The 25364-nt window shown below is 40.6% G+C and carries 19 protein-coding genes; 6 read left to right on the forward strand and 13 right to left on the reverse strand.

Going from position 1 to position 25364, the window contains the following annotated elements; translation table 11 throughout:
• Positions 1–156: 156 nt before the first annotated feature.
• The 3 genes from D7Z94_RS07720 to D7Z94_RS07730 form a co-directional block, all read right to left on the reverse strand.
• Positions 157–1755: a SusD/RagB family nutrient-binding outer membrane lipoprotein gene (locus D7Z94_RS07720; RefSeq protein WP_120711978.1), complete on the reverse strand. Its 1599-nt coding sequence runs from the start codon at positions 1753–1755 to the stop codon at positions 157–159.
• Positions 1756–1783: 28 nt separating this feature from the next.
• Positions 1784–4873, reverse strand: coding sequence for a SusC/RagA family TonB-linked outer membrane protein (locus tag D7Z94_RS07725; RefSeq protein WP_120711000.1), 3090 nt, complete (start codon positions 4871–4873; stop codon positions 1784–1786).
• Positions 4874–5109: 236 nt separating this feature from the next.
• On the reverse strand, positions 5110–6150 hold the full coding sequence (locus D7Z94_RS07730; protein WP_158594603.1) for a LacI family DNA-binding transcriptional regulator: 1041 nt from the start codon (positions 6148–6150) through the stop codon (positions 5110–5112).
• 505 nt (positions 6151–6655) lie between these two features.
• Here D7Z94_RS07730 and D7Z94_RS26205 point away from each other — a divergent pair.
• From D7Z94_RS26205 to D7Z94_RS07750, 5 genes are all read left to right on the forward strand, one after another.
• A complete protein-coding gene (locus D7Z94_RS26205) occupies positions 6656–6850 on the forward strand; it encodes a class I lanthipeptide (RefSeq protein ID WP_211341765.1) in 195 nt (64 codons plus the stop codon).
• Between the two features lie 170 nt (positions 6851–7020).
• Positions 7021–7209, forward strand: coding sequence for a class I lanthipeptide (locus D7Z94_RS07735; protein WP_120711002.1), 189 nt, complete (start codon positions 7021–7023; stop codon positions 7207–7209).
• A 214-nt stretch (positions 7210–7423) separates the two neighbouring features.
• Positions 7424–8629, forward strand: coding sequence for a lanthionine synthetase C family protein (locus tag D7Z94_RS07740; protein ID WP_120711003.1), 1206 nt, complete (start codon positions 7424–7426; stop codon positions 8627–8629).
• Between the two features lie 46 nt (positions 8630–8675).
• Positions 8676–10922, forward strand: a complete 2247-nt coding sequence (locus D7Z94_RS07745) for a lantibiotic dehydratase family protein (RefSeq protein ID WP_158594604.1) — start codon at positions 8676–8678, stop codon at positions 10920–10922.
• Positions 10897–11781, forward strand: a complete 885-nt coding sequence (locus tag D7Z94_RS07750; protein WP_158594605.1) for a thiopeptide-type bacteriocin biosynthesis protein — start codon at positions 10897–10899, stop codon at positions 11779–11781. Before D7Z94_RS07745 ends, D7Z94_RS07750 begins: the two co-directional genes overlap by 26 nt.
• Before the next feature lie 98 nt (positions 11782–11879).
• Here the strand turns inward: D7Z94_RS07750 and D7Z94_RS07755 are convergent, their stop codons facing one another.
• The 6 genes from D7Z94_RS07755 to D7Z94_RS07780 all read right to left on the reverse strand — a co-directional run bounded on the left by D7Z94_RS07755 (position 11880) and on the right by D7Z94_RS07780 (position 18320).
• Positions 11880–13337 (reverse strand): neutral/alkaline non-lysosomal ceramidase N-terminal domain-containing protein, encoded by a 1458-nt coding sequence (locus D7Z94_RS07755; protein WP_120711006.1) that lies wholly within the window; start codon positions 13335–13337, stop codon positions 11880–11882.
• Complete coding sequence (locus D7Z94_RS07760; protein ID WP_120711007.1) at positions 13334–14452, reverse strand: dipeptidase; 1119 nt, start codon at positions 14450–14452, stop codon at positions 13334–13336. The genes D7Z94_RS07755 and D7Z94_RS07760 overlap by 4 nt, the downstream gene beginning before the upstream one ends.
• On the reverse strand, positions 14449–15435 hold the full coding sequence (locus tag D7Z94_RS07765; RefSeq protein ID WP_120711008.1) for a 3-hydroxyacyl-CoA dehydrogenase family protein: 987 nt from the start codon (positions 15433–15435) through the stop codon (positions 14449–14451). The genes D7Z94_RS07760 and D7Z94_RS07765 overlap by 4 nt, the downstream gene beginning before the upstream one ends.
• Positions 15436–15499: 64 nt before the next feature.
• Positions 15500–16816, reverse strand: a complete 1317-nt coding sequence (locus D7Z94_RS07770) for an aspartate aminotransferase family protein (RefSeq protein WP_120711009.1) — start codon at positions 16814–16816, stop codon at positions 15500–15502.
• A gap of 2 nt (positions 16817–16818) precedes the next feature.
• Positions 16819–17925 carry an alanine racemase gene (locus D7Z94_RS07775; protein ID WP_120711010.1) on the reverse strand — a complete coding sequence of 369 codons (1107 nt, stop codon included), beginning with the start codon at positions 17923–17925 and terminating at the stop codon, positions 16819–16821.
• Positions 17926–17927: 2 nt separating this feature from the next.
• Positions 17928–18320 (reverse strand): RidA family protein, encoded by a 393-nt coding sequence (locus tag D7Z94_RS07780; RefSeq protein WP_120711011.1) that lies wholly within the window; start codon positions 18318–18320, stop codon positions 17928–17930.
• Between the two features lie 225 nt (positions 18321–18545).
• Here D7Z94_RS07780 and D7Z94_RS07785 point away from each other — a divergent pair, with 225 nt between their 5' ends.
• Positions 18546–19424, forward strand: coding sequence for an AraC family transcriptional regulator (locus tag D7Z94_RS07785; protein ID WP_120711012.1), 879 nt, complete (start codon positions 18546–18548; stop codon positions 19422–19424).
• A 150-nt stretch (positions 19425–19574) separates the two neighbouring features.
• Here the strand turns inward: D7Z94_RS07785 and D7Z94_RS07790 are convergent, their stop codons facing one another.
• From D7Z94_RS07790 to D7Z94_RS07805, 4 genes are all read right to left on the reverse strand, one after another.
• Positions 19575–20390 (reverse strand): MOSC domain-containing protein, encoded by an 816-nt coding sequence (locus D7Z94_RS07790; protein WP_120711013.1) that lies wholly within the window; start codon positions 20388–20390, stop codon positions 19575–19577.
• 25 nt (positions 20391–20415) lie between these two features.
• Entirely contained in the window at positions 20416–21798 is a 1383-nt protein-coding gene (locus D7Z94_RS07795) for a hypothetical protein (protein ID WP_120711014.1), read from the reverse strand.
• 236 nt (positions 21799–22034) lie between these two features.
• The gene (locus tag D7Z94_RS07800) at positions 22035–23588 is read right to left on the reverse strand and encodes a sulfatase family protein (protein ID WP_211341766.1); all 1554 of its coding nucleotides are present in this window, start codon (positions 23586–23588) and stop codon (positions 22035–22037) included.
• 292 nt (positions 23589–23880) lie between these two features.
• A complete protein-coding gene (locus tag D7Z94_RS07805) occupies positions 23881–25359 on the reverse strand; it encodes an arylsulfatase (RefSeq protein ID WP_120711016.1) in 1479 nt (492 codons plus the stop codon).
• Between the last annotated feature and the right edge of the window lie 5 nt (positions 25360–25364).

Here is a 25364-nt window from a genome sequence, read left to right on the forward strand (position 1 = left end):
GAAAACTATTATAATTGATAGGAATCGTATGGATGTATACATGGTTAGGTGATAAATATAAACCAACAAGGTACTGAATTAAGGTCTCATTTTGAGGTAGTACAAAAAAGACCGCAATAGTATATTGCGGTCTTTTTTAAAAATATGTGAATGGAATTAATTTTTAACGTCCCACCACAATCTAGTTGTGCCTAAATCTGGACCACCCAACAAATTGTTTACAGCTGCTTCGGTCTCAGGACCATTATTATCATATTCCGTAGCTACATAGGTCATTCTCCTGGGAAGTTCATCCACGGGGATATCCGGATTTACGGAATTTAAGCGGTCATAGAGAATGGGATATCCTGTACGTCTGCGTTCTGCATAAGCCTCTTCACTATCCGGCCACAAGGCTATCCACTTTTGAGTTATGATTTGCTCCAATTGCTCTTCCATAGTTCCAGCAGCATTATACGCCACAGGTACGGTGGATACTGCCGGAGTAGTACCTCCGTCAAATGACGTTGGTGTAAGTGTACTAGTCACATAATCATCACCGGACAAGTTGGTACCATCATAACCTAGTTGTGTATGATTGGCCACAATACCTTGATTGTACAAATCCGCGGCTGTACCACCAGCGGCCCAACCTTCCAAAGCGGCCTCGGCCCTAAGGAAATAAGCTTCTGCAGCTGCCATCACCGTCCATGAAGGTCCGGGATCGCCACCCAAAGTGTAGGGATCTGCCATGTTGGAGGCGAGGTCATTGAATGGCGTAGTGGCCTTAGACTCCGCAGTCTGTCCATTGCGCATCCCCTCATAAGGAAATTCTACGCCTGCCGGATCATCATCGGGATCTGGTGTAGTGGCAGGGGCAAAGTAGGTCTGGATTCGCGGATCTTCATACCCTTTTAAGATACTTTCGATATCCGCACTCATCCGAAATTCCCCCCATTGTGTGATGGTCGTATAGCTATTGGTAAAATTCAAATCGGTATCAATGACCGCATTATCATCATTAGAAGTCATTACCCCACCAGCTATTGCTGCTTCTGCATTACTTTGAGAAAGACCCGGATCTACATACTTTACGCGCATGGCCAAACGCAGACGCAAGGTGTTGGCGAATTTTATCCAAGAATCGACATTCCCTTGAAAGATTACATCATTATCTGCCAAGAACGAAGTTCCACCAGCGTTGGAATTTAGAACCGCTGTAGCTTCCGCTAGAGTCGTGAAGAAATCATTATAAATGTCCTGTTGGGAATCATAAGGCACTGAAGTTTCCTGATTGCCAAAATTGGAGTAAGGAATTGGTCCCCAGTAATCCGTAACCCTATGATAGGCATAGACTCGCCAGACCTTCATCATGGCATTTTCCAAGGTAAAGCCCAATTCTTCGGCCGAATCTTCGGCAAACTTAATGTTGGTTGCCGCCCTTTGGTAGAAATACCGATAGGCGCCATTCAACCAACCGCCTACCAAATCAAACTGATCACTATCAAAGTTAGGGGCCGTGGTGGCAAAGTAATTGGCATACACATCCGAAAAAAGGGAGTGCCACAATTGAAAAGGTCCTCGGGCTTGGTCAAAGGGTAAAAAATTAGGAGTATACAAAGCCCTTTTTACAAACAAGGGATACTCCGAAGAAGTCACTGCATCCTCAGTAAAATTCTTGGGATCAGTATTTATTTCCGTAAAATCGTCGGTGCAACTGGCAATAAATCCGACCAGAAGGACACCTAAACAAAAATTTGTTAATCTTTTTTTCATGTTTTTTTCTTTAAAATTACAATTTTTTTTAGAATCCAAAATTTAGGGAGACCCCAAAAGTTCTACTGGTAGGCGGTGCAAAAGCCTCCCTACCTCCTCCGGAAATTTCCCCGTTATTCGAAGAGGTGGGATCATTTGTAACGGAAGTAAGTACTTCCGGGTCAAAATTCTCTGCTTTGTTGGTTATGAAGAACAAGTTACGCCCCACCAGTGAAATATTGGCCGAAGTAAAAAAGGTCTTGGACAAGATACTCTGGGGTACGGTATACCCTATAACAAGTTCCCGTAAACGAATATTGGAAGCATCACGAACAAAAGCTTCGCCTACCGGGGTATTTCGACCCCCGACCCGGTTCCAAAATTGCTCCGCGGTAACCGCTATAGTATTCGGAGATCCATCCTGTCGGACGGCGGTTTCACCCCCAAAGAAATTGTCGCCAAATACCAATCCACCATCGCGACCTTCGGTGGTATAGTCCAAAACACCGTCACGGGCCAAGATAGCCTCCGTAAAACTGGTCACCGTACCTCCCTGTCGGATATCGATTAACGCACTAAAGTTAAAGTTCTTGTAACGTAAGGAGTTTCGGATACCCCCTGTCCAATCTGGATTAAAATTGGCTACCTTTACCTCATTACGTCCCGGTGTAATCAGCGGAAGTCCCGTGTCGTCGACGATTACCCTATCTTGATCATCACGTTGGTAACCCCTTGAATAGGTATCACCAAATTCCTCACCGGCTACCAATACATAGTCGCGAATAAAATCACTGGTTATGGTCAACCGATCAAAACCTTCCGCAATTTCCAACACTTCAGTTTTGTAGGTAGCGAAATTAAGATCTAAATCCCAGGAGAAATCTGGATTATCGATAATACTTGCGCCTAATACTACTTCGACACCGCGATTTTGAATATCTCCACCATTTTGAAAGATTTCGGAGACACCGGAACCTACAGGGGTGGGGGTTCTAAAGATTTGATCAAAGGTGTTAGTCTTATAATAGGTAAAATCCAAACGCAATCGATTATCCAGAAAACGGGCGTCAAAGCCAAGTTCCAAAGATTCCGTAGTTTCCGGCCTTAAATCCGGGTTCGGCTGTGTGGGGTTGATGTCCAAGGAACCGAATCGAATATCCGCTCTTCGGGATAGTCTAAAGGACTGGGTATCGTTACCCACCTCGGCCCAGTTGGCACGTAGCTTTAGGAAGCTAAGGGGTGAGCTGCTCAAATCGACTAAATCCGTAACCACGGTGGTTAACCCTACGGAAGGATAAAAATAGGAGCGGTTATCCTCGGGCAAGGTCGAACTCCAGTCATTTCTCGCCGTTAGGTTGAGGAAAATGGCATTTTTATACGAAAATTCAGCTAAACCATATACCGACTGCACCTCAAATTTATCAAATTGCTCCGTGGCCAATGGATTTTGGGTATTACTCAAGGCAAAGAAATTTTCGATGGTAAAATTTGTTCCATTGCCCCTTATCTGGTTTCTTTCGAAAACCCTTTGGTTGGCCCCAACGTTTAAATCTATTTTGAAATCGTCCGTGATGTTCTTGTTGTAATTGATCAAAACATCCGTATTCCAATCGTACTGATTGCTGGCCGTTTTTTGGTAACGGCCAAACTGCGCTACGGTATAGGTGTCATTGTACCATAGTTGATCCTCCGATCTGCTGGTACGATCTATAGCTGAACGGGCCAGAATAGAAAGATCATCCGTAATATCGTATTTCAGGGACAACAATCCCAATACTCGTTCATCCAATCGTGGGCGTTTTACGTTATTGGCGACCCAATAGGGGTTGCCCCCCCCATTAAATTGTGGGAGAAAATAGTGTTGTCTTAGTTTCCCTTCCTCATTGATGAATTGAAAATTTTCAAAATCCTGGGTACGGATATTTCTGGGCGTTTTGTACAAATAACGTACCGGGTTATCGTAGCTTTCACCCGGGGTAAGAACATTGGTAAAGTCGTCTCGAATATAATTCAACTTTGCATCAACCTGTAATTTCTCGGTAATATTGGAATTGATCCGGGTAGTGATACTGTGTCTGTTCAAATCGTTCCCCGGTATGATTCCGCCGGCGTTGGTAAAGGTATAGCCTAGAAATACATTGGACTTTTCACTATTAACGTTAACGCCAACATTGGTGGCTATCTCATGGCCTATTCTAAAGAAATCCTCAACATTGTCCGGCTGCGCTTCATAAGTATACGTGCCTCCAAAATCCGGATAGTTGGGGTCATTGGACCAATGAGCCACCTGACTACCGTCAAAACGAGGACCATAAGAAGTGGTTGCCTGTGGTGAATAGGTTCCTCCGGCACCTTGGCCATATTCGTTTTGAAATTCCAATAAGTGGATGGGGCTACTCATCTGGGAGGTGAAACCTACGGTTGCAGAAACCCCTTCACGGGCTCCCTTACCGGATTTCGTTGTAATAATGATGGCACCGTTCTGGGCCCTACTTCCATAAAGTGCGGCCGCATTCGCACCTTTAAGTATCGAAATTTCCTGAATATCATCCGGGGGTATATTATTGATATCCCCATTTAATAAGATACCATCAACAACATAGAGCGGTTGGCTACTTCCATCAATGGAACGTATACCCCTTAAAAGTACCCGAGTGCCCCCGCCCACACCAGTGGCAGAACGGGCAACCGTAAGACCGGCTACCTTTCCACTTAACCCTTCGGTAACGTTAATGGCACGGGCTTTGGTCAATTCTTCGGTTTCCACTTGCTGGTTCGAATAGGAAAGGGACTTGGACTGTCGTTCCAGACCCAATGCGGTAACCACGACTTCATCCAGTTGATTTTCGTCGACCACCATTTGGACATCAACAGTATTTGAGGAGCCAACAGTAATACTTTGTGCTCTCATTCCAATGTAGGAAAAAACCAAAACATTTCCTTCGGCGACTTCTATGGTATAGTTACCATCAAAATCAGTTTGCGTCCCATTCGTGGTTCCCTGAACCAAGACGTTTACGCCGGGTAAAGGTGACCCGTCCGAGGTGTCGGTTACCGTTCCTGTAACGGTTTTGTTCTGCGCCAGCAAGGGATACGCCCCTAATACCAACACAAGAAATACAATTAATTTTCTAGTCATAATGTTAGTTTTTTGATAATGTAGTTAGTTTAACATTTTATTATAATATGTGAATTTAAACTATTTTTTCTATAAAACAAGATGTCCTAGAAAAAATGTGCTCGAACACACCGCCGAAAATTCTCGTTAAACAGGCTTTGATGTCAGAGTATATAGGTGAAACAATTTGCTATGGAATTGTTTGTTAAAAACCAATTTTTAGAATCCCTAGAAATAACAATTAACATTCCTAGACATCAATTTATATAATATTTCACATTCTCCGCGGTCACAATATCTATAGGCAACAATTCTTGGGAGGGCATTTCCTTTTCAAATAGAAAATATTCCGCTAAATAACCGATTCCCAAATAGGCTTGTCTTTTGGGTTTTTGATGGATAAGAAAATCTATTTTTCCCTTGCGTAAATGTTTAAGGTTTTCCTCCAAAAGGTCATATCCTACCATTGTAAAATTTCGGCCATCGGTCCTAAGAAATTCTATAAGCAAATGGGCCTTGGAATTGGTGACAAAAAAGCCGGTTATCCAAGGGTGGCTTTCAAGAAACAAAGTGAACCCCGTTTTGAAGTTATCCGGATTATCTGTTTTGAGATTGTAGGTAATTATTTTTTTTGTATTTCTTTTTTTCTCCTTGAAGTAGTCCCTAAAACCAATTTCCTTTTGCCGCATGTGCAACTCCTCGTCAATATGTATAATTGCAATATGCGTGCCTTCGGCAGTAACCTTGTCTATAAGATTTGCCGCGACCCTACCACTTTGTACCAAATCTTGACCAATGAAATTTTCTATGCTCAAGGAATCTATATGATTGTTGAAGGATGCCAGAAATATTCCTTTTTGCCTACAGTTCTGAAATACCTTGAGTGACTCCTTGTGAAAAATCGGAACCATTAAAAGGGCATCGGGATTTGATTCAATTGCAACATTTGATTGTTCTACAAAATGGACCGTCTTGTTCGGATGATACGGATATTCTTCGACAACCACTCCGAAAGGACCAAATTCCTTGGCGGCTATGCGCACTCCTTCTATGGCCGGAAGCCAATAAGGGTCTATTTCAAAGTCCGGTATGAGGACACAAATTTTGTAGGTTTTGTTGATCTTAAGGTTTCTTGCAATCGGGTTTGGTCGGTAATCAATTTTTTTTAATACCCTGTCCACCTTTTGATAGGCATCCTTGGAAACCCTACCACGTTTATGAAGCACCCTGTCAACAGTACCTTTGGAAACCCCCGCAAATTGAGCGATATCCTTAATGGTGTATTTTTTTTTATTCATACAATAACAGATCGAATCCAATTTTACAGCTATAAATATAGTGCATATTTGGAATGAGCTCGTAAACCTATCAAAGAGAGAATTCTTGGGCAATGCGAAAACAGATAGGTCAAGGGTAGAATAAAAATTCATGGTATTGTCGCTCGTTAGAAAAGCCATTGGGAAGAACAAGGCAAGCCTTTCTTAGAAGATAACTAACTCAAATTAACTAAATCAACCCAATGGCAAAACAAGACTTTCTAAAAACTTTCCTTAAAAGTAGAAGGAATATGGTAAAATGAGTGGTAGGAATAATTTCAATCTTGATAGGATTTTATAAGACCGGTGGTACCCCGTTTATGATTCGATGCATTAAAAACATAAATAAACTTTATTTTGGATACCTCTAAAGATTCTTGGCGAAATGATTAAAACAAGATAAAAAAGAAACAATTAACATAAATGCCACAGCATACATGTAACTTTTTTCTTACATTTAATACGTATTAACCTTTAAGAATGTATTATGAAAAAAGCAAAATTTTCTGGGAAGCTTTCCCTTAGTAAGAAAAAGATTTCAAATTTGGCAGCTCGGTCCATTGTAGGAGGGGCAGGTAGTGATGGTAACAGTTATATACTTAGTTGCTCTATAGGTTGTCCGACAGATACAACTAACAATAACTGTACGTCTGGGACATCAGTCGTTATTTCTTGTTGCTAGAAATTATTTTCATTAGTTTTTTTGACCATTAGTTATCGCACATAACTAATGGTTTTTCTATTAATATGTTCCAATTTCGTCTAAGGCAATCCTTAACTTTAACAAGTTTAAAACTTAATATATTAAATAATTTCTTACATTTAATAAGTATTAATCTTTAAATATTTATCATGAAAAAAGCTAAGTTTTCAGGGAAACTTTCCCTTAGCAAAAAGAAGATTTCCAATTTAACTGCCCAATCGATTACCGGTGGAGCGGAGGCTACACTTTATGATTACACCTGCTCCGAGGGTTGTCCTACCGATACCACAAATAACAATTGCACATCGGGCACTTCCATAGTGATTTCCTGTTGTTAAATTGTCCGTCAGGAATTACTGTTTTTCACCTAACCATCAGTCGCAAACCCTTGCTGATGGTTTTTCTGTTCTATTTACGCTTCAACAATGTGCGTTTATGCCCCTGCAGTACATAATTACCTGGGATTATTGGATAAAGCACCATTGTTTGCGCTAAATCAATGAATTATGGCATGTATGACTTTGCATTCTGGCCTTGAACATAAATTCTGTTATGAGCAAAAAAATTTTGGAAGAACATTTGGCAGAGATTGACGATGCCATTCGAAGGCACTATAAGGAGGAAAAAAATGCCGGGGTGCTGGTTGGATTATCTGGAGTTTCCTTATTTCAATTTTACTATTCCAAATATTTGGATGTTAACTCCAATGCAGATTTTGGTGTAGAAATGCTATCAAAGGTTATCGATGGAATTGACGAGGGGTATGGCTATCCCACATTTTGTGATGGAATTGCTGGTACAGGTTGGGTCCTGGATCATTTGGAACAGGCAGATCTCATGGAAATCGAAACGGATGATCTCCTATCACAATTGGATGGGTATCTGCACACGGCCATGGTTTCCGATATGAAGGTGGGGAATTATGATTTTTTACATGGTGCCATTGGTTATGCCCTATATTTTCTGAATCGATATAGGAATACAAAATCGACAAAGTTAAAGAATAGGTATAAGACTTATCTTTTGGGGTTTATCTCTTTTCTAGATGAATCATCGGAAAAGGATAAGGACAGCAATCTAAAATGGATTTCCGTAAATCCCCGTAATCAAGAAAAAAGTTATAACCTAGGTTTGTCCCATGGGATTGCCGGTATCATTGGAATTATGGTCAAACTATCCCAATATGATGATTTTAAGCCTGTTACCGAAACCATGCTAAAAGGTGCCGTTGGATATGTCATCGGTTTTAAGAAGGAAAACAATTCAATCTCTCTTTTTCCAAATCGTGTACTGACCAATGGGGAAACCGGCGGAAATAGTAGGTTGGGATGGTGTTATGGAGAATTAGGTATTGGATTACAATTGTATTACGCTTCAAAGGTTTTAGAAGATGAAAAACTGAAAAACGAATCGATTTCTATTCTTAAACATGCCGCAGAGCGAACCACGCCGGATACGAGCTTGGTAAAGGATGCCATAGTGTGCCATGGGTCTTATGGAATTGCCCAGATCTTTTCCCGGATTTATAAAGAAACTAAAATTCCAATTTTCAAGGACGCCATGGAATTCTGGATTCAGGATGGTATAAACAAGGCGATACATGAAGATGGTTATGCCGGCTACAAGCAATGGAGGGATGTAAACGAATGGATAGTAGGTATTTCCCTATTGGAAGGAATTTCGGGAATGGGACTGGTCATCATAGATTATTTGGCGGATTTTGAAACTAGCTGGGATGAATGTTTAATGATAAGCTAACCCCAATATGGCCGGCAGCAATCCATATAAAAATTTTTACAACTATGTGTTGAGGACCCCTTTATTGTCCCTGGATTGGTACAAGACCTTTACCTCAAAAAAAACCATCCCAGATGAAGATTTTAAAAAGGCCTTCAATGATCCCGTAATAAAAGAAGCCTTATTCTTGGCATCACCTTCCTTATCCATGGAAATTACTAGGTGGGTGGATGGAGAACAAACGGACAACAAAAAGATAGAAAAGCTCAAATTTTCTATGCTCAAATATCTTACAAGAATGTCCTCAAGGTGTACACCGTTTGGTCTGTTCGCTGGATGTTCCGTAGGAAGGTTTGATGTTCAAACGAACACTGTTTTAAAAGAGGTAGATAAAAACCGCCGGCATACAAGATTGGACATGAACTATCTGGTGGCACTTTCACAAGATTTGGTGAAAAGGCCCGAAATAAAGCATCAACTTCTCTTTTTTCCCAATACCAGTATTTATAAAGCCGGAAAACAGTTACGATATGTGGAATACGAATATATCAACAGTAAAAGGCACCACAATATCGTGGCCGTAGATGACACGGAGTATCTCGATTTAGTTTTGGTCAAAGCGAACAAAGGTGCTTTGCTTCTGGATTTAGTAAATATGTTGGTGAGCGATGAAATTACCACCCAAGAAGCATCTTCCTATATAGAAGAATTGGTAGACAGCCAATTACTGATCAGTGAGTTGGAACCCTCTGTTTCCGGATCTGAGTTTTTAGAACAGATTTGCTCCGTACTCAAAAAATTGCACAATACAAAAGACGTATTATGCACACTGCAAGAAGCGGGAAAAAAAATGCTTCTTATTGATTCAACTATGGGCAACGATCCGGATGAGTATCTTAACCTAACGGAATCCTTAAGGGAATTGGGAACGGACTTTGATCTCAAATTCATGTTTCAGACCGATGTGGCATTGGGCGTTAAGGCCAATACCTTAGATGAAGCTATAATCGATGATGTAAAAAAGGGGCTAATCCTTCTCAATAGGATTTCAATACCGCCCCAAGAGACCTTCCTTTCCAAATTCAAGGAAGCTTTTTACGAAAGATATGAAGAACGTGAAGTTCCTTTGGCAACCGCCCTTGATGTAGAGATAGGCTTAGGATATGTCCAGAATCAGGGCTCAGGGGATATAAATCCATTGGTAGATGGCATCATTCTTCCCGAAAGGGATTCGAGGCAATCGATCGTTGACGTAAAATGGACTACCATCAACTCCATATTTCAAAAAAAACTCAACAAGGCCTTTAGGGAAAACTCATATACCATTACGCTAAGTGATAACGATTTCCAGGAGTATGAGGCCGAGTGGGACGATTTGCCGGATACAATGTCCTGTATGCTGGAGATTATTATTGAAAATGGTCGGCAAAAAATAAAGTTCAGCGGCGGTGGGGGCTCTAGTGCGGCAAATCTTTTAGGTCGTTTTTGTCATGGGGACAAGGAACTTCATGATTACACGATGGAAATAATCGGAGCGGAAACCAAGATAAATGCCGATAAGATTTTAGCCGAAATCGTGCATCTTCCCGAATCAAGGGTAGGCAACATTTTAATGCGTCCCGATTTCCGCGAGTATGAAATCCCATATTTGGCCAAGTCCGTGAAATCTAAACCATTTCAGTTAACGCTTGACGATTTGATGATTTCCATCAAAAACAATGCAATTATGTTGAGGTCAAAAAAGTACAATAAGCAGGTAATTCCACATTTAACCAATGCCCATAACTATTCTCGGGATTCGCTTCCTATCTATCATTTTTTGGCCGATATGCAAACCCAGGGATTTAGAAGTGGTATAGGGATCAACCTTAGTCCGTTTGCGGAAAACTTTGAGTTTCTTCCAAGAATCGAATACCATAACCTGATTTTACAGAACGCCACATGGCATTTAAGGAAGAATCATATTTCGGGCCTTTTAAAAATAAGGAATAACGATGGGCAATTAACCGAAGAGCTAGCCTCTTTTAGGAAAACCCTGAAGATACCCAAATTTGCTATGCTCGCCGATGGTGACAACGAATTATTGGTGAATTTTCAGAATCTTACCTCCGTAAGGATGTTCTTGGATACCGTAGAGAAAAGAACGGATTTTAAGCTCACAGAATTTTTGTTTACCGAAGAGGGAATCGTAAAGAACAAAACAGAGTACTACACCAATCAGGTAATCGTATCATTTTTTAATGAGGAAAAATTGGGTTATGACATCAATAAGGATAAAGCAAAAAAGGGTGCAGAGGAACTACATTTTGGGTGACAGTTGGTTGTACTATAAAATTTACACGGGTCACAAGACATCGGATGTAGTCCTTAGCGAAATCATTAAACCTGTGGTTGAAAAACTAAAAGAGGATGGCATTGTCGATAAATGGTTTTTTATAAGATATGCAGATACAAGGCACCATATTAGAGTGCGTCTACATTATTCAAATCCAGAGAGAGTAGGGGAGGTCATAAACGGACTTTATCCACCTTTAAAGCAATTTATGGATCAAGACCTTATTTGGAAAATTCAACTGGATACTTATCAAAGGGAGATTGAACGCTATGGTGAACGTACCATGGAATTATCGGAAGTCTTTTTCTATTACGATAGCAAAATGATAGTTCACTTTTTGGATATGATAGAAGGTGAGGAGGGGGAGATGCTTCGTTGGTTGTTCTCACTTCGTGCCATGGACTCGCATCTCAATGATTTTGGCTACTCGGACGATGATAAACTACGGCTTTTAGATAGGTTAAAAACCGGATTTGGAAATGAATTCGGAATATCCCGACCATTAAAGAAACAGCTCGACTCAAAGTATCGGGAGGAGCGAAAAAGAATTGAAGAATTCATGATTTTTAATGTTGCGGACAAACCGGATTATGCCCCAATTTTGGATGTTATCGATATTAAGGAAAAAGAGGTTCGGCCCATTGCCTCGCAAATTCTAAATTACTTCAAAAATGGAATTATGGAAATAGGGCTTGATGATTTAATGGCAAGCTATCTCCATATGCATATGAATCGCTTGTTCAAGTCCAAAAATCGGTTACACGAATTGGTATGCTATGACTTTTTACATCGTTATTATAAGTCCATGATCGCGCGCAAAAAATACCAAAAAAGTTGATTTATCACTTGCCCGAAGTTTTTCTAAGCCCATAAAAATTACGTTTCAGGGCAATTGGATCTTCGGGAGTAATTTTTTTGCTCCTCAACAGTTATTACTCAAGATCCATGCATCTTTTTTAATTGGGCTACTGCGGATTCTGCCAATTTTTCTCCTGCACCTATATCATAGGATGTGGTACCGGGTGTAGTTTCATACCCTGTTATCATGGGTGTAAACCCTTCAGGACCTTGTCCAAAGGAAATTTCCGTTGGAAAATAGTTGTAGTCTCCATTGGCCAGATTGACCACCAGGGTATTTTTATAGGGAGAATTCTTTTTGATGTATATTCCAAACTCATTGAACATTTCACCCGGTAGTCCAACTATGGCTATATCGCCAATTTGCATCACCATAACCTCAAGATTATCAATTTCGTCTTGCTCATCATACATATCGATCCACCATTTGGCATATAGTTCCTCCGGAATACCATCCGGTTGTAATTCTGGCATGCCCTCCTTTTCTACGCGTTTCATGACTTTTTGTGCCCAATTATACTGTTCTTCCGTGATAGTCATTTTTTTTAGGGGTACCTCTTCCCGAGAAATCTTTATTATACCATGGCCAGAGGCAGGTTCAGGATTTTTCATAGCTTCCATTGCGGCCACACCTAAAAGGTATCCAATACGTTGGCATTCTTGATATGTATCTAGAAAGCCTACTTTATGATCTACTTGCGTAATATTACCGTTCGGAGCATTTAGAAAAAGTACGCCAAAGTCCTTGCCCATAACTTTTTGCATGGATTCGGTGAGATAACCAGGATAATCGGCGGAGTAGTGCCAGTTGTTTCCTGTAAGCGTGGTCGGGTGGCACCCAAAATTGACGATACTACTACTAATTTCACCTCGTTGTTGTATACTAACGGTAATGACTTCTGGGTCTTTTCCACCCAATGCTTTTTCAATAAAGCCGGGTTCAAATTTCTCCCAGACCATATGGGTAGTGCCATCCACGGCTTTTAATCGTCTATTATGGGAAATACGATTTTCCTTAGTACGGCCTACCAAAAGTTCTGCAGGTTCCAAATTCTTATCCGCATCTAGAATAGCATTTGCCGCTTTTTGAAGATAGTCCTTGGCCTCTGGTGCTTCTAATTTTGATTCCGGGCCACTATGAGTATGTGTGGCGTGAATCAAGATATTTTCAGATTTAATGTCGGAATCCGTAGCTACATGCTCCCGCATCATATCTATAGATTCTACAGGGAGGTTGCAGATATCGACGGAAAGAATGGCTATTTTTTCACCATTGCTGCCCTTTGCTACCATCGCCTTGCCATATAATGAATCATGAATTCCCCGGGAGGCATAATCATCCCCTCGATAATTACCAACCAGATTTAGGCCTATGCGGGGTGTATAGTTTACTTCGGCATAGCCAATTTGTAATCCAGAAGAATAAGAATCCGCGTTGTCCGCTATATCCTTGCAAGACATGAGCATAAAGGTGCCCATAAGGAGAATGAGTGCGGTTTTCCAAATCAGTACTGGGTTATCAGTTCGTATTTTCATTTTAAAACGTTATTTAGGATTCGTAGCCAATTCTTGTACATAATGTTTTCAATATCCATTTTAGTATACCCTCTTTTTAGAAGAATATCCTCAAATTTATATAGGTCCGCTATGGAGTTCATATCATATGGGGTCTGTTCCAGTCCGAACAGGCCATCAAGATCACTTCCAAACCCAATATGTTCTGTATCTCCAGCCATTTGGCATATGTGGTCAAAATGGTCCACCAGACGTTCCATATTGATATTGAGTTCCTTTGGATCATCCACATTCATCTTAAAATTTGGGTGTAGCATCCAAGTATCCAAAGAACCTCCAATAATACCATCCCTTTCCAAAACGCATTTAATTTGCTCATCGGTGAATTGCCGCTCACCCGGCACCAATGCCCTACAGTTTTGATGACTTGCGATTACCTGACCCTGAAAAATATCCAAGGTCTCAAAAAAGCCCTGGTCTGTTTGATGGGTGAGGTCTAAAATTATGCTGAGCGTGTTCATTTCCTTTAGTAGCTCTATGCCAATGGAGGTCAGTCCACTACCATCGGAATGGGTGCCAGCGGCATATCTGCCTGGTCCAAAATGAGAGATGCCAATGGAGCGCAGCCCCTGCTCATAGTACCGATATAAATAATCAAGATTTACAATAGAATCCGCACCTTCTAGCGCAAGAAGGTAACCAATTGGTTTTTTTGACGTATCCAAATTTTCATTCTTCCAAACATCCAAATGTTCCTTTAAATCTTTTTGACTTTTAATTTGAGCCATTTCCCCCAACTCTTCCATCTCTCGGTACCATGCCAATTGGCATTGTGCATTGGCATAGGCTTGTTGAGGGGAGTGCCATCCAGGCAACGCCATGGTATCCAAAGGGTCACCAGCTTCTGAAAAACGGGAAATCATGGTGGTGATGACCAATCCTATGTTGCCTTTGCGGAGTTCAGGGAGGGCAACGGTACCTTTTCCCCGATCCTGAAAATCTGACCATCCGAGATCCTTCTCCTTTTTACGTATGGTCTCAACGCTTTGCGTAAGGTCCCGGTTCATGGACATGGCGTTGGTGGCCAGGTCTAAATGACCATCTACAATAAAAGAGAACTTGGATGTGGAACTCATTTCTTTACTTTAACTGATGAAATGTCGGTTGTTTTATCGGCATATTCTAGGGACAAACGATTAATGTCAAAAGAGAATTTTTCAAAAGTACGCTCCCATTCTTTGGCTTCCTCGGGGCTATAATCGTAAAATCCCTTTCCATTGGAAATTCCGTTGCCCCCTTCTTTTGCTACGTCGTCTATCAACTTGGGCACCGTGGTTTGGTTGCTCAGTTCCGGAAAAAGACCTTTCATTACGGAATGATAGGCTTGTAGTCCTGTCAAATCCATATAGCGAAAAAGTCCACAGAAGGTCATCCAATGACCGCCATCGTTTTTGCAAGCTCGATCTACGTCCTCTATGGTGGCATATCCATTTTCAACCAAATGGAACGCCTCCCGATACATGGCATACATTATACGATTAGTAATAAACCCCCGAATATCCTTTCGTACCAGAGTAGGTTCCTTGCCCCAATTTTTTGCAATGACATACAATTGTTCGCCCACTTCCAGCGGGCTTTTTTCACCACAAATAATTTCTAAAAAACGAGAAGTATATGCCGGTTCGGCCCAATGCATCCCAAAAAAGCGTTGCGGTACCCTGAGATAGTTTTGTAACATACTTATTGGTATTGCAGATGTATTGGAAGCGATGATTACTTTATTCGAGACAGAGGATTCTATTTTGCGATATACGTCCTGCTTGATTTCTAGATTCTCCAATACACATTCCATCACCAACCAACAGGGTTTTAAGTCGGCGTAATCAGAAGTAAAAGTTATATTTTGGAACAAATCTTTAGCCGGGATTGTGCTAAGCCCCTCTCTGTAACTCTCTTCGAGGGAATGCATTATACGGTCCGGTGCAGTTTGGTTCGTATCAGAAATTATCGGTGCCAACGCCACTACCTTTTGACCGTTTATTAATAAAGCTGTGGCTATACTGCTTCCCATTAGGCCAAGGCCAACAATACCTACTCTAGAATTATTATTCAATTCCATACTATCTGTATTTAACGAAAGCCCGCCATTTTCTTAGCATATTCGAATACCTTCGCTTGGGTTGTTATTTGAGTTCCAATAAAACTTCTTTTGCTATTTTTATGGCGTGATCAATGTGCTCCTCTGTATGTACGGCCGATATATACCATAATCCTCTTCCTATTACCCGGACACCTTTTTGCTGTAGGCCATGCACAAACATCTTAGACTTTGGCTGTTCGTATGTCCTAAGTTCCCTAAATTCCTTGACTTTACCCACATTTGTGAAACCGGTGTGGAACATAGGGCCCAATCCTTGGACTAACAAATTTTGTCCGGTTTCCTGGGCCGCATTTCTAAGTCCATCCATCAATTGATGACCAAGACCGTAAATACGTTCATAAGTGCCCTCTTCCTCCAAAATCTCGATTGTTGCCAATGCCGCGGCTATAAGTGGACAAGCTGAGTTCATAGTACCTGCATGGATAACTTTTCCCTCAGCGATGACATGCATCCATTCCTTTTTACCAACTATGGCCGAAATTGGATAACCACTGGCCATGGCTTTAGCAAAAATGGATAGGTCCGGTGTTACACCAAAATGTTTTTGAGCACCTCCCAACCCAGTACGGAAACCTGTAATGACCTCATCAAAAATCAAGGCCGAACCATAGTGGTCACAAAGTTCCCGTAGACCTTCTAAAAATCCTTCTTCCGGAAGTATACAACCACTATTACACATAATAGGTTCCGTGATAATGGCGGCGATGGAGTCATGATATACTTCCATGGTCTTTTTCACCAATTCCAAATCATTCCACGGGAGTAGAATAAATTCATCGGATGAACCTTTGGCGATGCCTTCTGTCCATGCTACGGTATCTGGATTTTCCCTAGGACCCATTTTTTCTTCGTCCAAAGTAAGTCCCCATGAAACGTTGTCCAACCATCCGTGATAATGCCCTTCAAAACGAATGAATTTGTTTCGTCCGGTTTTTGCACGTGCCACACGAAGGGCGGTCTGTACAGCAGTAGAACCATCTAGGCAAAAACGCATCAATTCAGCTGATGGTATATGTTTATTCAGTTTTTCCGCTAGCTCAATTTCCAACAAGTGCTGACCTGCATAAAGCTGTCCTTTTTCACTATATTCCCTAACACGCCTTACTATATGTGGATGGGAGTGACCAACAATCATTGGGCCTTGGCTTAGGGTAAAATCCAGATATTTGTTCCCGTCAACATCATAAGTGTAAACGCCATCCGCATGATCATAAAATAGGGCATGGGGATGATTGAATTTTCGAAATTCCGAGGAAACACCACCTGCTAAAACCTTTTTAGACCTTTCCAACAATTCGGCGGACCTACTATGGTTTAACTTAATATTTATTTCTGACATCTTTAAACCGTGATTTTTCTATTTCGTGCGGGTACCGCCCAAGTTTCTACAAGATTGCCTTCCCGTATTACTTCAAATGTTTCATAAAGGTTTACGGTAGGACATATATGATAGGGCACGGCAAAGAAAGGTTGACCAACGCGATATTCCGATGTGTCCGGAACTGCCACCACCAAATGTTCTTCATATTGACCAACGATCCGCTGATTTTCCAAATCGAGAATTTCAACCCGCGGTTGAGGTGGATCTGCAGCAACCGCCTTACTACCCAAATCAAAACACAACAAATTTTTATCTATGATGGATATAATCCGTGTTAATAGAACCGCAGCTGGAACAAAAGGCAATTCCGGGTAATTGTATTTGTATCCGGCATCCCAAAAGAAAATGGTACCCGGACTACATTCTATCTCATCCTTTTTGGCATAATATGCAAATGAAGGGGAACCACCCAGTACTACATTGATCTTTTTTTCCAGATAGGTCTCAACCTCTTGTCTTAAAAGTATCATTTGTTCAAATATTCTATTTGCTTCAGCTTCTCGGGTTTCTTGATCGGGCGAATGCACATGTCCGTCATAACCATGTAGTCCTACGATATCGAGTCCTTTCAAATCGGAACACGCCCTAACCAAATCTAAAGTTTGTTCTGGTTTTATTCCCGTACGATCCATTCCCAAATTGATATCCACAAAAACATCCATTGGGTGCTCCTGGAATAGTTCAGACAAAAGCCTGGCAGAATCTATAGTATCGATAAGGGATGAAAAAATGGTATTTGGATATATTTTTCGAAGTGCATCGAATCGTAATGCTTTTACCTCTGAAAGCTGATAGCAAAGTAGTACGTCATGAACCCCGGCCATAGCTAAAAGTTCCGACTCTGAAATGGTACTGCTTTTGAAGCGATCAATACCGTGCTGCAGTGCCATTTCTATTACCTCCAAGCATTTAACCGTTTTTACATGGGGTCTCAAGATGGTATTTTCTCCTTTTATAAGTTCATGTGCGTTTCGGATGTTTTGATGTACCAAATCTGGAAAGACCAAAAGGGCAGGGGAATCTATGGAATGAGCAGCCTGGGTATAATATGGATTACTGCTAATCATTATTAACCATTCGGTAATTTGAAAACGATATCAATTTCAACCTTAATATTCTCTCCCAAAACAGATTGTACCGTGGTCCGGGCCGGTTTTATGCCAGTAAAATAGGTTGCATACACCTCGTTGAATTTGTTAAAGTCCTTGATGTCTTTTAGATGTACGGTGCTCTTTAGTGCATCGTCCATAGTTCCACCGGCTGTTTCCACAATGGCCTTAATATTATCCAACGTCCGCCTGGTCTCCTCTTCAATACTTCCCAGTACAAATTTGGAAGTAGCAAAATCTACCGAGGCTTGTCCACTTAAAAATAGCATTCCATTGTAGGCCACCCCATCGGAGTATGCCCCTGTCACAAAATCGGAATCTCGTTGAGGATGGGTGATTTTTATCTTGTCCATAGTAATTCTATTTATGGTGTTTTTTTAAATTTTGTAAAAAAGTCGAATAAAACTCAATTATCATGGCAATTTTGTAGGGGTTTCTTTCAAATGTATTCGTAAGACTTCGAATTTAATAATAGCAAAAACCGATAATCTAATACAAATAATTATATTTAGCTATGAAAAAGGTCAGTTTCATATGAAAAATTTGAAGAAGAGTATCAATATGAATAAAAATTAAGAATGGAAACAACCGAAATTCGATTGTTCAAGGAATCCAATCAATCTTTTATTTACCATGTAGAGGAAAGGGCTTTTAGCATCTATCATCATCATCCTGAGTACGAACTGGTATATATTAAAAAGGGTAGCGGGGTTCGAATTGTGGGAGACAATATTAGCGAATTCAAGAAGGGTGATCTCGTCTTTTTAGGTTCTTATTTACCTCATGTTTGGCGTTGTGACACAGTGTACAACAAGGCCGATGGAACATTTACTGGAAAAGGGTACGTTATTCAATTTTTAGAAGGGTTTATTGGGAGGCAGTTCTTTGATTTACCGGAAAATAGAGGGCTTAAGGCATTTTTTTCCCATGCTTCCAGGGGATGCAGATTCTTTGGAAAAACAAAAAAAAATCTTGTTGACATTATTTTGGCGATGCAACACATGAACCCTACGCAGCGTTTTTATTCCCTATTTTCCATATTTGAGATACTGGCTACTACGGAGGAATACGAATTCATTTGTAGCCCAGTCTTCAGGGAAACAGATCATATGTCCGAAAGTGGCCCTATGCGGGACGTGGTGGAGTTTATTCTAAAAAACTTTAAGGAGGATATTAAATTACGTGATGTATTGGAAATCGCCAATATGTCCAATACCCAATTTTTTCTGGCGTTTAAAAAAATGTACCGCATGCCATTTAAAAGCTATTTATTAAAATTACGTATCGGGTACGCCTGTCGCCTGTTAGCGGAACCAAATAGTAATATTTCACAAATAGCCTATGAGTCCGGTTTCGAAAACTTATCTAACTTTAATAGACATTTTAAAGCCATAAAAGGCTGTACACCTACGGTTTATCGAAAAAAACTGGAGAAACCAATGGTTTCCAAGCCTTAAATTTTTAAAAATTCTAGAGACAAAACCTTTAGCAATCGAAAATTCTTTTCTCAAAATGGATTGGCTGTACTTGATGAGGGATAACTAAGTAAAAAAGATTCCTGATTAATGTTAATTCACCATGATTGTGGAAATCATACAGTTCCAAAATCAACCTAGAAAAAGTTCGTCACCGACATATACTGTTCCCATACCCGAATGCACCAGATTTCTCCCAAAATTTATTTTTTTGTTTTGCAACCGATATTTTGATAAGGTAGTAAGGGGTTCCGTGTTTTCATCAACTTCTCCGGTTTCTGGATTTACAGTTGGAATGGTACATCTCGCACAATTTTCCAAACCTGTGAATTGTATCCCGCTGATAGTAAAATCCTCAATCTCGTCCTCTTGATTTGGATAACCCCCTGAAAAAACAATATTGGGGCGAAAACGCTTAACTGTAAATCTTTGATTGCCCTTATAACGATCGTTTAGATCCTGGACGGATGCTTCCCCTATCATCATAAAGGGATAGGCATCGGCAAAGGATACGAACTTATCAAGAGGTTTGAAGCCAGAGTTGGTATCTACCGGCCGCATGCTATTTTCTGGCATATAAACCAATTTTACATTTGAGCCAAGAACATCGCTAAACCAAGAATCGATTTGTTGAGAGATACTATGGGCTTCTACCTCTGCGTTCCAAATCACTACTTTTTTGATTTCTTTCTGGATATCTTCAAAAGGGATGAACAGGTCCTTGATTTCTGTGTCCAATGATTTTACCCTAAGGCCTTCCTTTTGCAAAATTGGGTGTATACGGGTCATTTTTGGAAATTCACGAATAGTCAAAAAACGATAATCCTCATCTACCAACATAAACCTACGATCATATTTAAATCCTTTTTTTGTGACTTCTGCAGAATTAGTAGAAGTACCGGCCAAGGATTTTATAGGGTAAATGAATAGTTGACTTACTTTTAACATGGTGCATTTTTTTAAACAAGTGATTTTACTTTTCAAATGTGTTTACCAAAGAAACCATTGTAGTTTTTAAGGCTTCCTCTGCTTCACCATCTAAAAAACTACTTCTTGCCCGCCATGTTTCATACCCCCCCCTCTCAAGTTCTTGTGTTGGAGGTACATAGCCGTCGTAGGTATTGGCGAGGCAGATAGTAAAATAGTTGGCGTTCTTGATTTGGTTTTTTAGCCAACGCCCTGTTTCTGTAAACAATTCGCCGCCCATTGCCCCGAAAATCTGACCCCCTAGTTTTACTGCTTGAATGGCAGCGGTGTGGGTATCCGGATATTCGTTCAATAATATTTGCTCTCTGGCATAGACCATACCCATGCCATGGTCATCTACTCTCAAATTATTAAAACTATGTTTCGAAAACAGTTCTTTGGCTTTCTCTAGTTCTTCTTTTGTAGGTTTCCTTATTTTAAGCTTCAATTCTTTATAAGCAACATTAAGGTTAGGATTTTCATTCCATTCCAAATCTTCTAATTTATGCAATACGCCTTCGGCCAAATCTTTTCCCATCATTTCGGTCTTTGCGAATTGGGTTTTAGGGAACTTATTGGGGTTACGGAAATCCCAGGTATTAACATCACCTCCAGTGCCATAACTCATTATAGCAACAAATTTCTTAGGAGCGTCCATGTTTTGGGACAAATGCTGGGCAAAGGTTCCGTAGAAATCCGCTGTAATCGTGTCAGAGTCCCAATCACCTGCATAATGACTACTATAATTGGCCAATATAGATATCCAAGTATCGTCCAACCCCTTTATGGTCACAAAATTCATTTCGGAATCTACAGGTGCAGCGGAGCCTTTTATATACTTTTCTACCCCGAAGGGATTCGTTTTAATGGAATCCGTCGTTTTGGAAACCGGATTTATTGGAGTGTATTCATTCTCCATAAAGTATCTTCGGCAAAGCTGATATCCCGTAACCTCAGAACTCCCCGAGGCAATTTTGGCTCGCTGTATGCGTTTCAATGCCTGGGCAACCGACGTTACAATGCGTTCCGGTAGTTGGTTTCGGTAGTTAATATCAACAGCTCCACCTAAAAGCCCGGCTACATCCCCACCGCCATGAGTATGTGTGCAAGCGAGTAGTATATGTTCTTTTATAATGCCGGTCTCCAATTCAATTTTTTCTTTGATATCATTTAAAAGGTTGGACGGTATAATACAGATATCGACCATGACGAGGGCAAAGGTAGTTCCGTCTTGTTTCAGGACCAGACATTTAGAAAACAATGGATCATTGATAAATCGTGCATAATGTGAAAAAAAACCCACACCGATAAGCGATCCTATTGTCGGGGTGATATCCACTTGCGCGGCACCCGCATATAACTTTTTTGAATCTAGTTTTAAACTTTTCATTGGAGGTCCACTAGTAATACTTATTTGTTAGTTTTTAGGTAATTGACGTTGAATGTCCTTGATTTTTTAGTTGTGGCCATAGCCTGTTTGTTTTTAGTCGAATTGCTCAATCAATTAAAAAAAGGTCAAACCCGCTTTTTCAAATGTATCCGAAATCAAGATATAATGATAATACCAAAAATCAATTTCGCAATACTAATCTTTTAATTGTCTTTTATTATAAAATATGAAATGCACTACGGCTTCGGAAATTTACGTATCCGTGAATATCTTTTGTACGTATCAAAAATCTCTTTTTCCGGACCCACCATTCTCGGATCTCTAGAGTTCAAGAGTTCACCTTGTAGAGATACCCAAAGCTGTTCCCTTGTTTTCTTATAATTTGGATTCTCGTATAGATCAGTCAAACATGAGGGATCATTCGTGACATCATAGAGTTCAAACTCAGGTCTTTTGTCATGCGCTAATCGAAAATAGTGAGCTATACTATCATTTTTATAATTTTCAATCAGGTATGTTTTGGAGGGACAGTCATCAATGTCCGTAAAGGCAGCATCTGGGATATATTTTCCCTGAGAATCAATACCATATTTGGGAAGTATTCGAGTGGTATCATTCGAGTGATATTTTTGAGGAGCCCCTGCCGGCCATCGATCAGGTTTTAGATTCCAAATAAAAACATAGTCCTTAGAAAATATAGCTCGTTGGGGATACCCCCAATTAGCATATCTGGAAGAAGAATGCCGTTCCCTTCCCACATAGCTATATCTTCTAGTAAGCTCTGTGGGTTCATGTTTTTTTGATTCTAGAATTTCCAAAAAACTTTTGCCGGTCATTGCCAACATTTTCTTAGGTCGGACTTGCGCGGCCTCTAAAATAGTAGGTGCAAAATCCTTAAATCCGATCAAGTCATGCACAGTTTCACCTGTTTTGAAATTTTTGGGATAACGTATAGCGAGCGGTACGTGTGCCCCATACTCATAACTATTCGCCTTGGCCCTAGGGAATGCCATTCCATTGTCTGAGGTAACGATGATTATTGTATTGTCCAGCTCTCCCGTGGCTTCCAAATAATTCAGCATTTTTACGAATTGTTTGTCGAACCATTCTATTTCCACAGCATAGTCCAATAGATCACTTCGTATCTCTTGGGTATCCGGCAAAAAGTCGGGCACATCTACATCTGATAATTTTTTGCCCATTTTTTTCCAAGAACCCTTTTCGAATACACGATGCGGTTCATATCCACCAAACCAAAAGAAAAAAGGCTTATCCTTTTTCACATCATCCATGAAGTATTTGAAATTTGCAAAATAATCTAGTTTTGAGATACCAGTGGTCGGCGGAAGTTCAGATCCGTTTCCGAATTGTATTTTGGAATGAGTGATTCCTGCAGCGTTGTTTTTTCTCCATAACGAATCCTTCTCGTTTCTTGCATACTGAAATGGTCCCACTCCCTTACCCGTTCTGCCTATTTGATAACCGGCAACTTCCAATTCATCAATAAAGGGCACATATTTTTTTAGCCACGAGGAAGCATGCTGTCCGGACTGTTCATTTTGCCAATGGTGTCTGCCTGTAATCAGTGCGCTACGGGAAGGTGCACAGCCGGGGGATCCGGCATAGCAATTTGTAAAATATATACCTTCCCTGGCAATACGGTCAAAGCCGGGAGTCTTTACAAATGAGCTTCCAGCAAAACTCGTGTGGAAGTACGATTGATCATCGCTGATTACGAATAAAATGTTCGGCGGTTTTGTTGGCGTGTCCGTACTGGTATCGCTATCCAAACAACCATATTGAAGAGTTAGTAAAAATAACAAGTTAAGATATATACGGAGTGAAGCTTTGCTATTTGCACAATTATAAACCATCTTCTAGTTCTATAGGTCTCAAAACTTAATTCTTAACATTGGCTATTTACCCTTGCTTTAAAGAAGAACAGCACTTTCTTTGGTGCCCTTAAGCTTTTTTTGCTGTTCTTCGCAGCGGAAACTAAGCTCAACGTAGCAGTAAAAAAAGAAAAAGTATACCAGATTATTACGTTTACATGAATCCTTTTCCGCCGATTTATTTCAAAAGTCAGTTTCCTTTAAAAGGAAAATCGGGATTGTCGGTTCTTGAGGTTTCCATTAAAGTCTCGATCTGGGCCACAATTTCAGGATTTTCATCGGCCACATTATTCAATTCTTTGATATCCTTTGATAGGTCATATAATTCTATTGGGGCTTTAGGGTTATCATAAACATTCAATCGAATTCCTTTCCAATCACCAAATCTTATAGCCTGCTTTCCATTTTGTTCATGAAACTCCCAGTATAGGTGTTTGTGCTTCGGTTGATTATTGGTACCTTTTATTGTGGGAACCATAGAAATGCCATCAATGTCTTTTGGAATCTCCGCACCTGCCAATTCCGCCAATGTGGGCAAGATATCCCAAAAGGCCGATATATGATCGGTCTTTCGATTTGGTTTAATGGTACTGGGCCATTTGACTATCATGGGCACCCGAATACCACCTTCATATAAATCCCTTTTCCGTCCTCGAACGATTCCGGAACTATTAAAAAAATCGGGGTCGGCACCACCTTCCATATGCGGCCCATTATCACTTGTAAAAATGACCAATGTATTTTCTGAAATCCTGAGCTGCTCTAGGAGTTGTACTATTTCGCCCACCTGTTTGTCCAGGCGGGACACCATGGCTGCAAAAGTGGCTCTCGGCTTTTCCTGGGAGGCGTAGCCTTTGGGATGGTAATTATCCGCGCCATAGTCGTTCCCTTTCCTTCTTCGGTTCGTGCTTTTATCATTTCCCCATGGCTTTTCTTCATACGTATTTTCAAATCTGTTCCAAATCGAATCTTTGGGCACAATTAATTCTGCATGTGGAATTACAGAGGGCGCATACAAAAAGAAGGGTCGTTCGGCATTGTTTTTTATAAAATCCAAGGCTTTCTTATGGATTAAATCTGGGGCGTATACCATCGTATTCTTGGTGTCATTACCTTCCAAAACTACTTTTTGCTGGTTATCCCATAAATGGGTAGGATAATAGCGATGCGCCTGTCCTTGACAATTGTAACCATAAAACTTATCAAAACCCTGTTTATTGGGATCTCCTTCCGTACCGATAAAACCAAGCCCCCATTTTCCAAAAGCTCCTGTGGTATACCCTGCTTTTTTTAGTACTTCGGCCACGGTCAAGGCCCCTGCTTTTATGGGGAACTGACCTTCTTCCGTATTACTCTTGTTGCCTCGTATGGGTGTATGGCCTGTATGCATCCCGGTCATCAATGCAGATCTAGAAGGTGCGCAGACGGTACTTCCGGAATAGTGTTGCGTAAACAATAGTCCTTGTTCCGCAAGCTTATCAATATTTGGGGTTCGGAACTTTTTTTGGCCGTAGACGCTGAGATCACCATACCCCAAATCATCGGCCAAAATATAAATGATATTCGGTTTTGAGGTTTCTTGAGGTTTAGCTTCCGGGCTATTATGATGTTTACATCCTAAAAAAAGAAGAGCATATATCAAAACCCATTTTAAATTATATTTCTGCATAATTC

Origin of the sequence: Ulvibacterium marinum (assembly GCF_003626755.1) — a bacterium.
GTDB classification, from domain to species: Bacteria; Bacteroidota; Bacteroidia; order Flavobacteriales; family Flavobacteriaceae; genus Ulvibacterium; species Ulvibacterium marinum.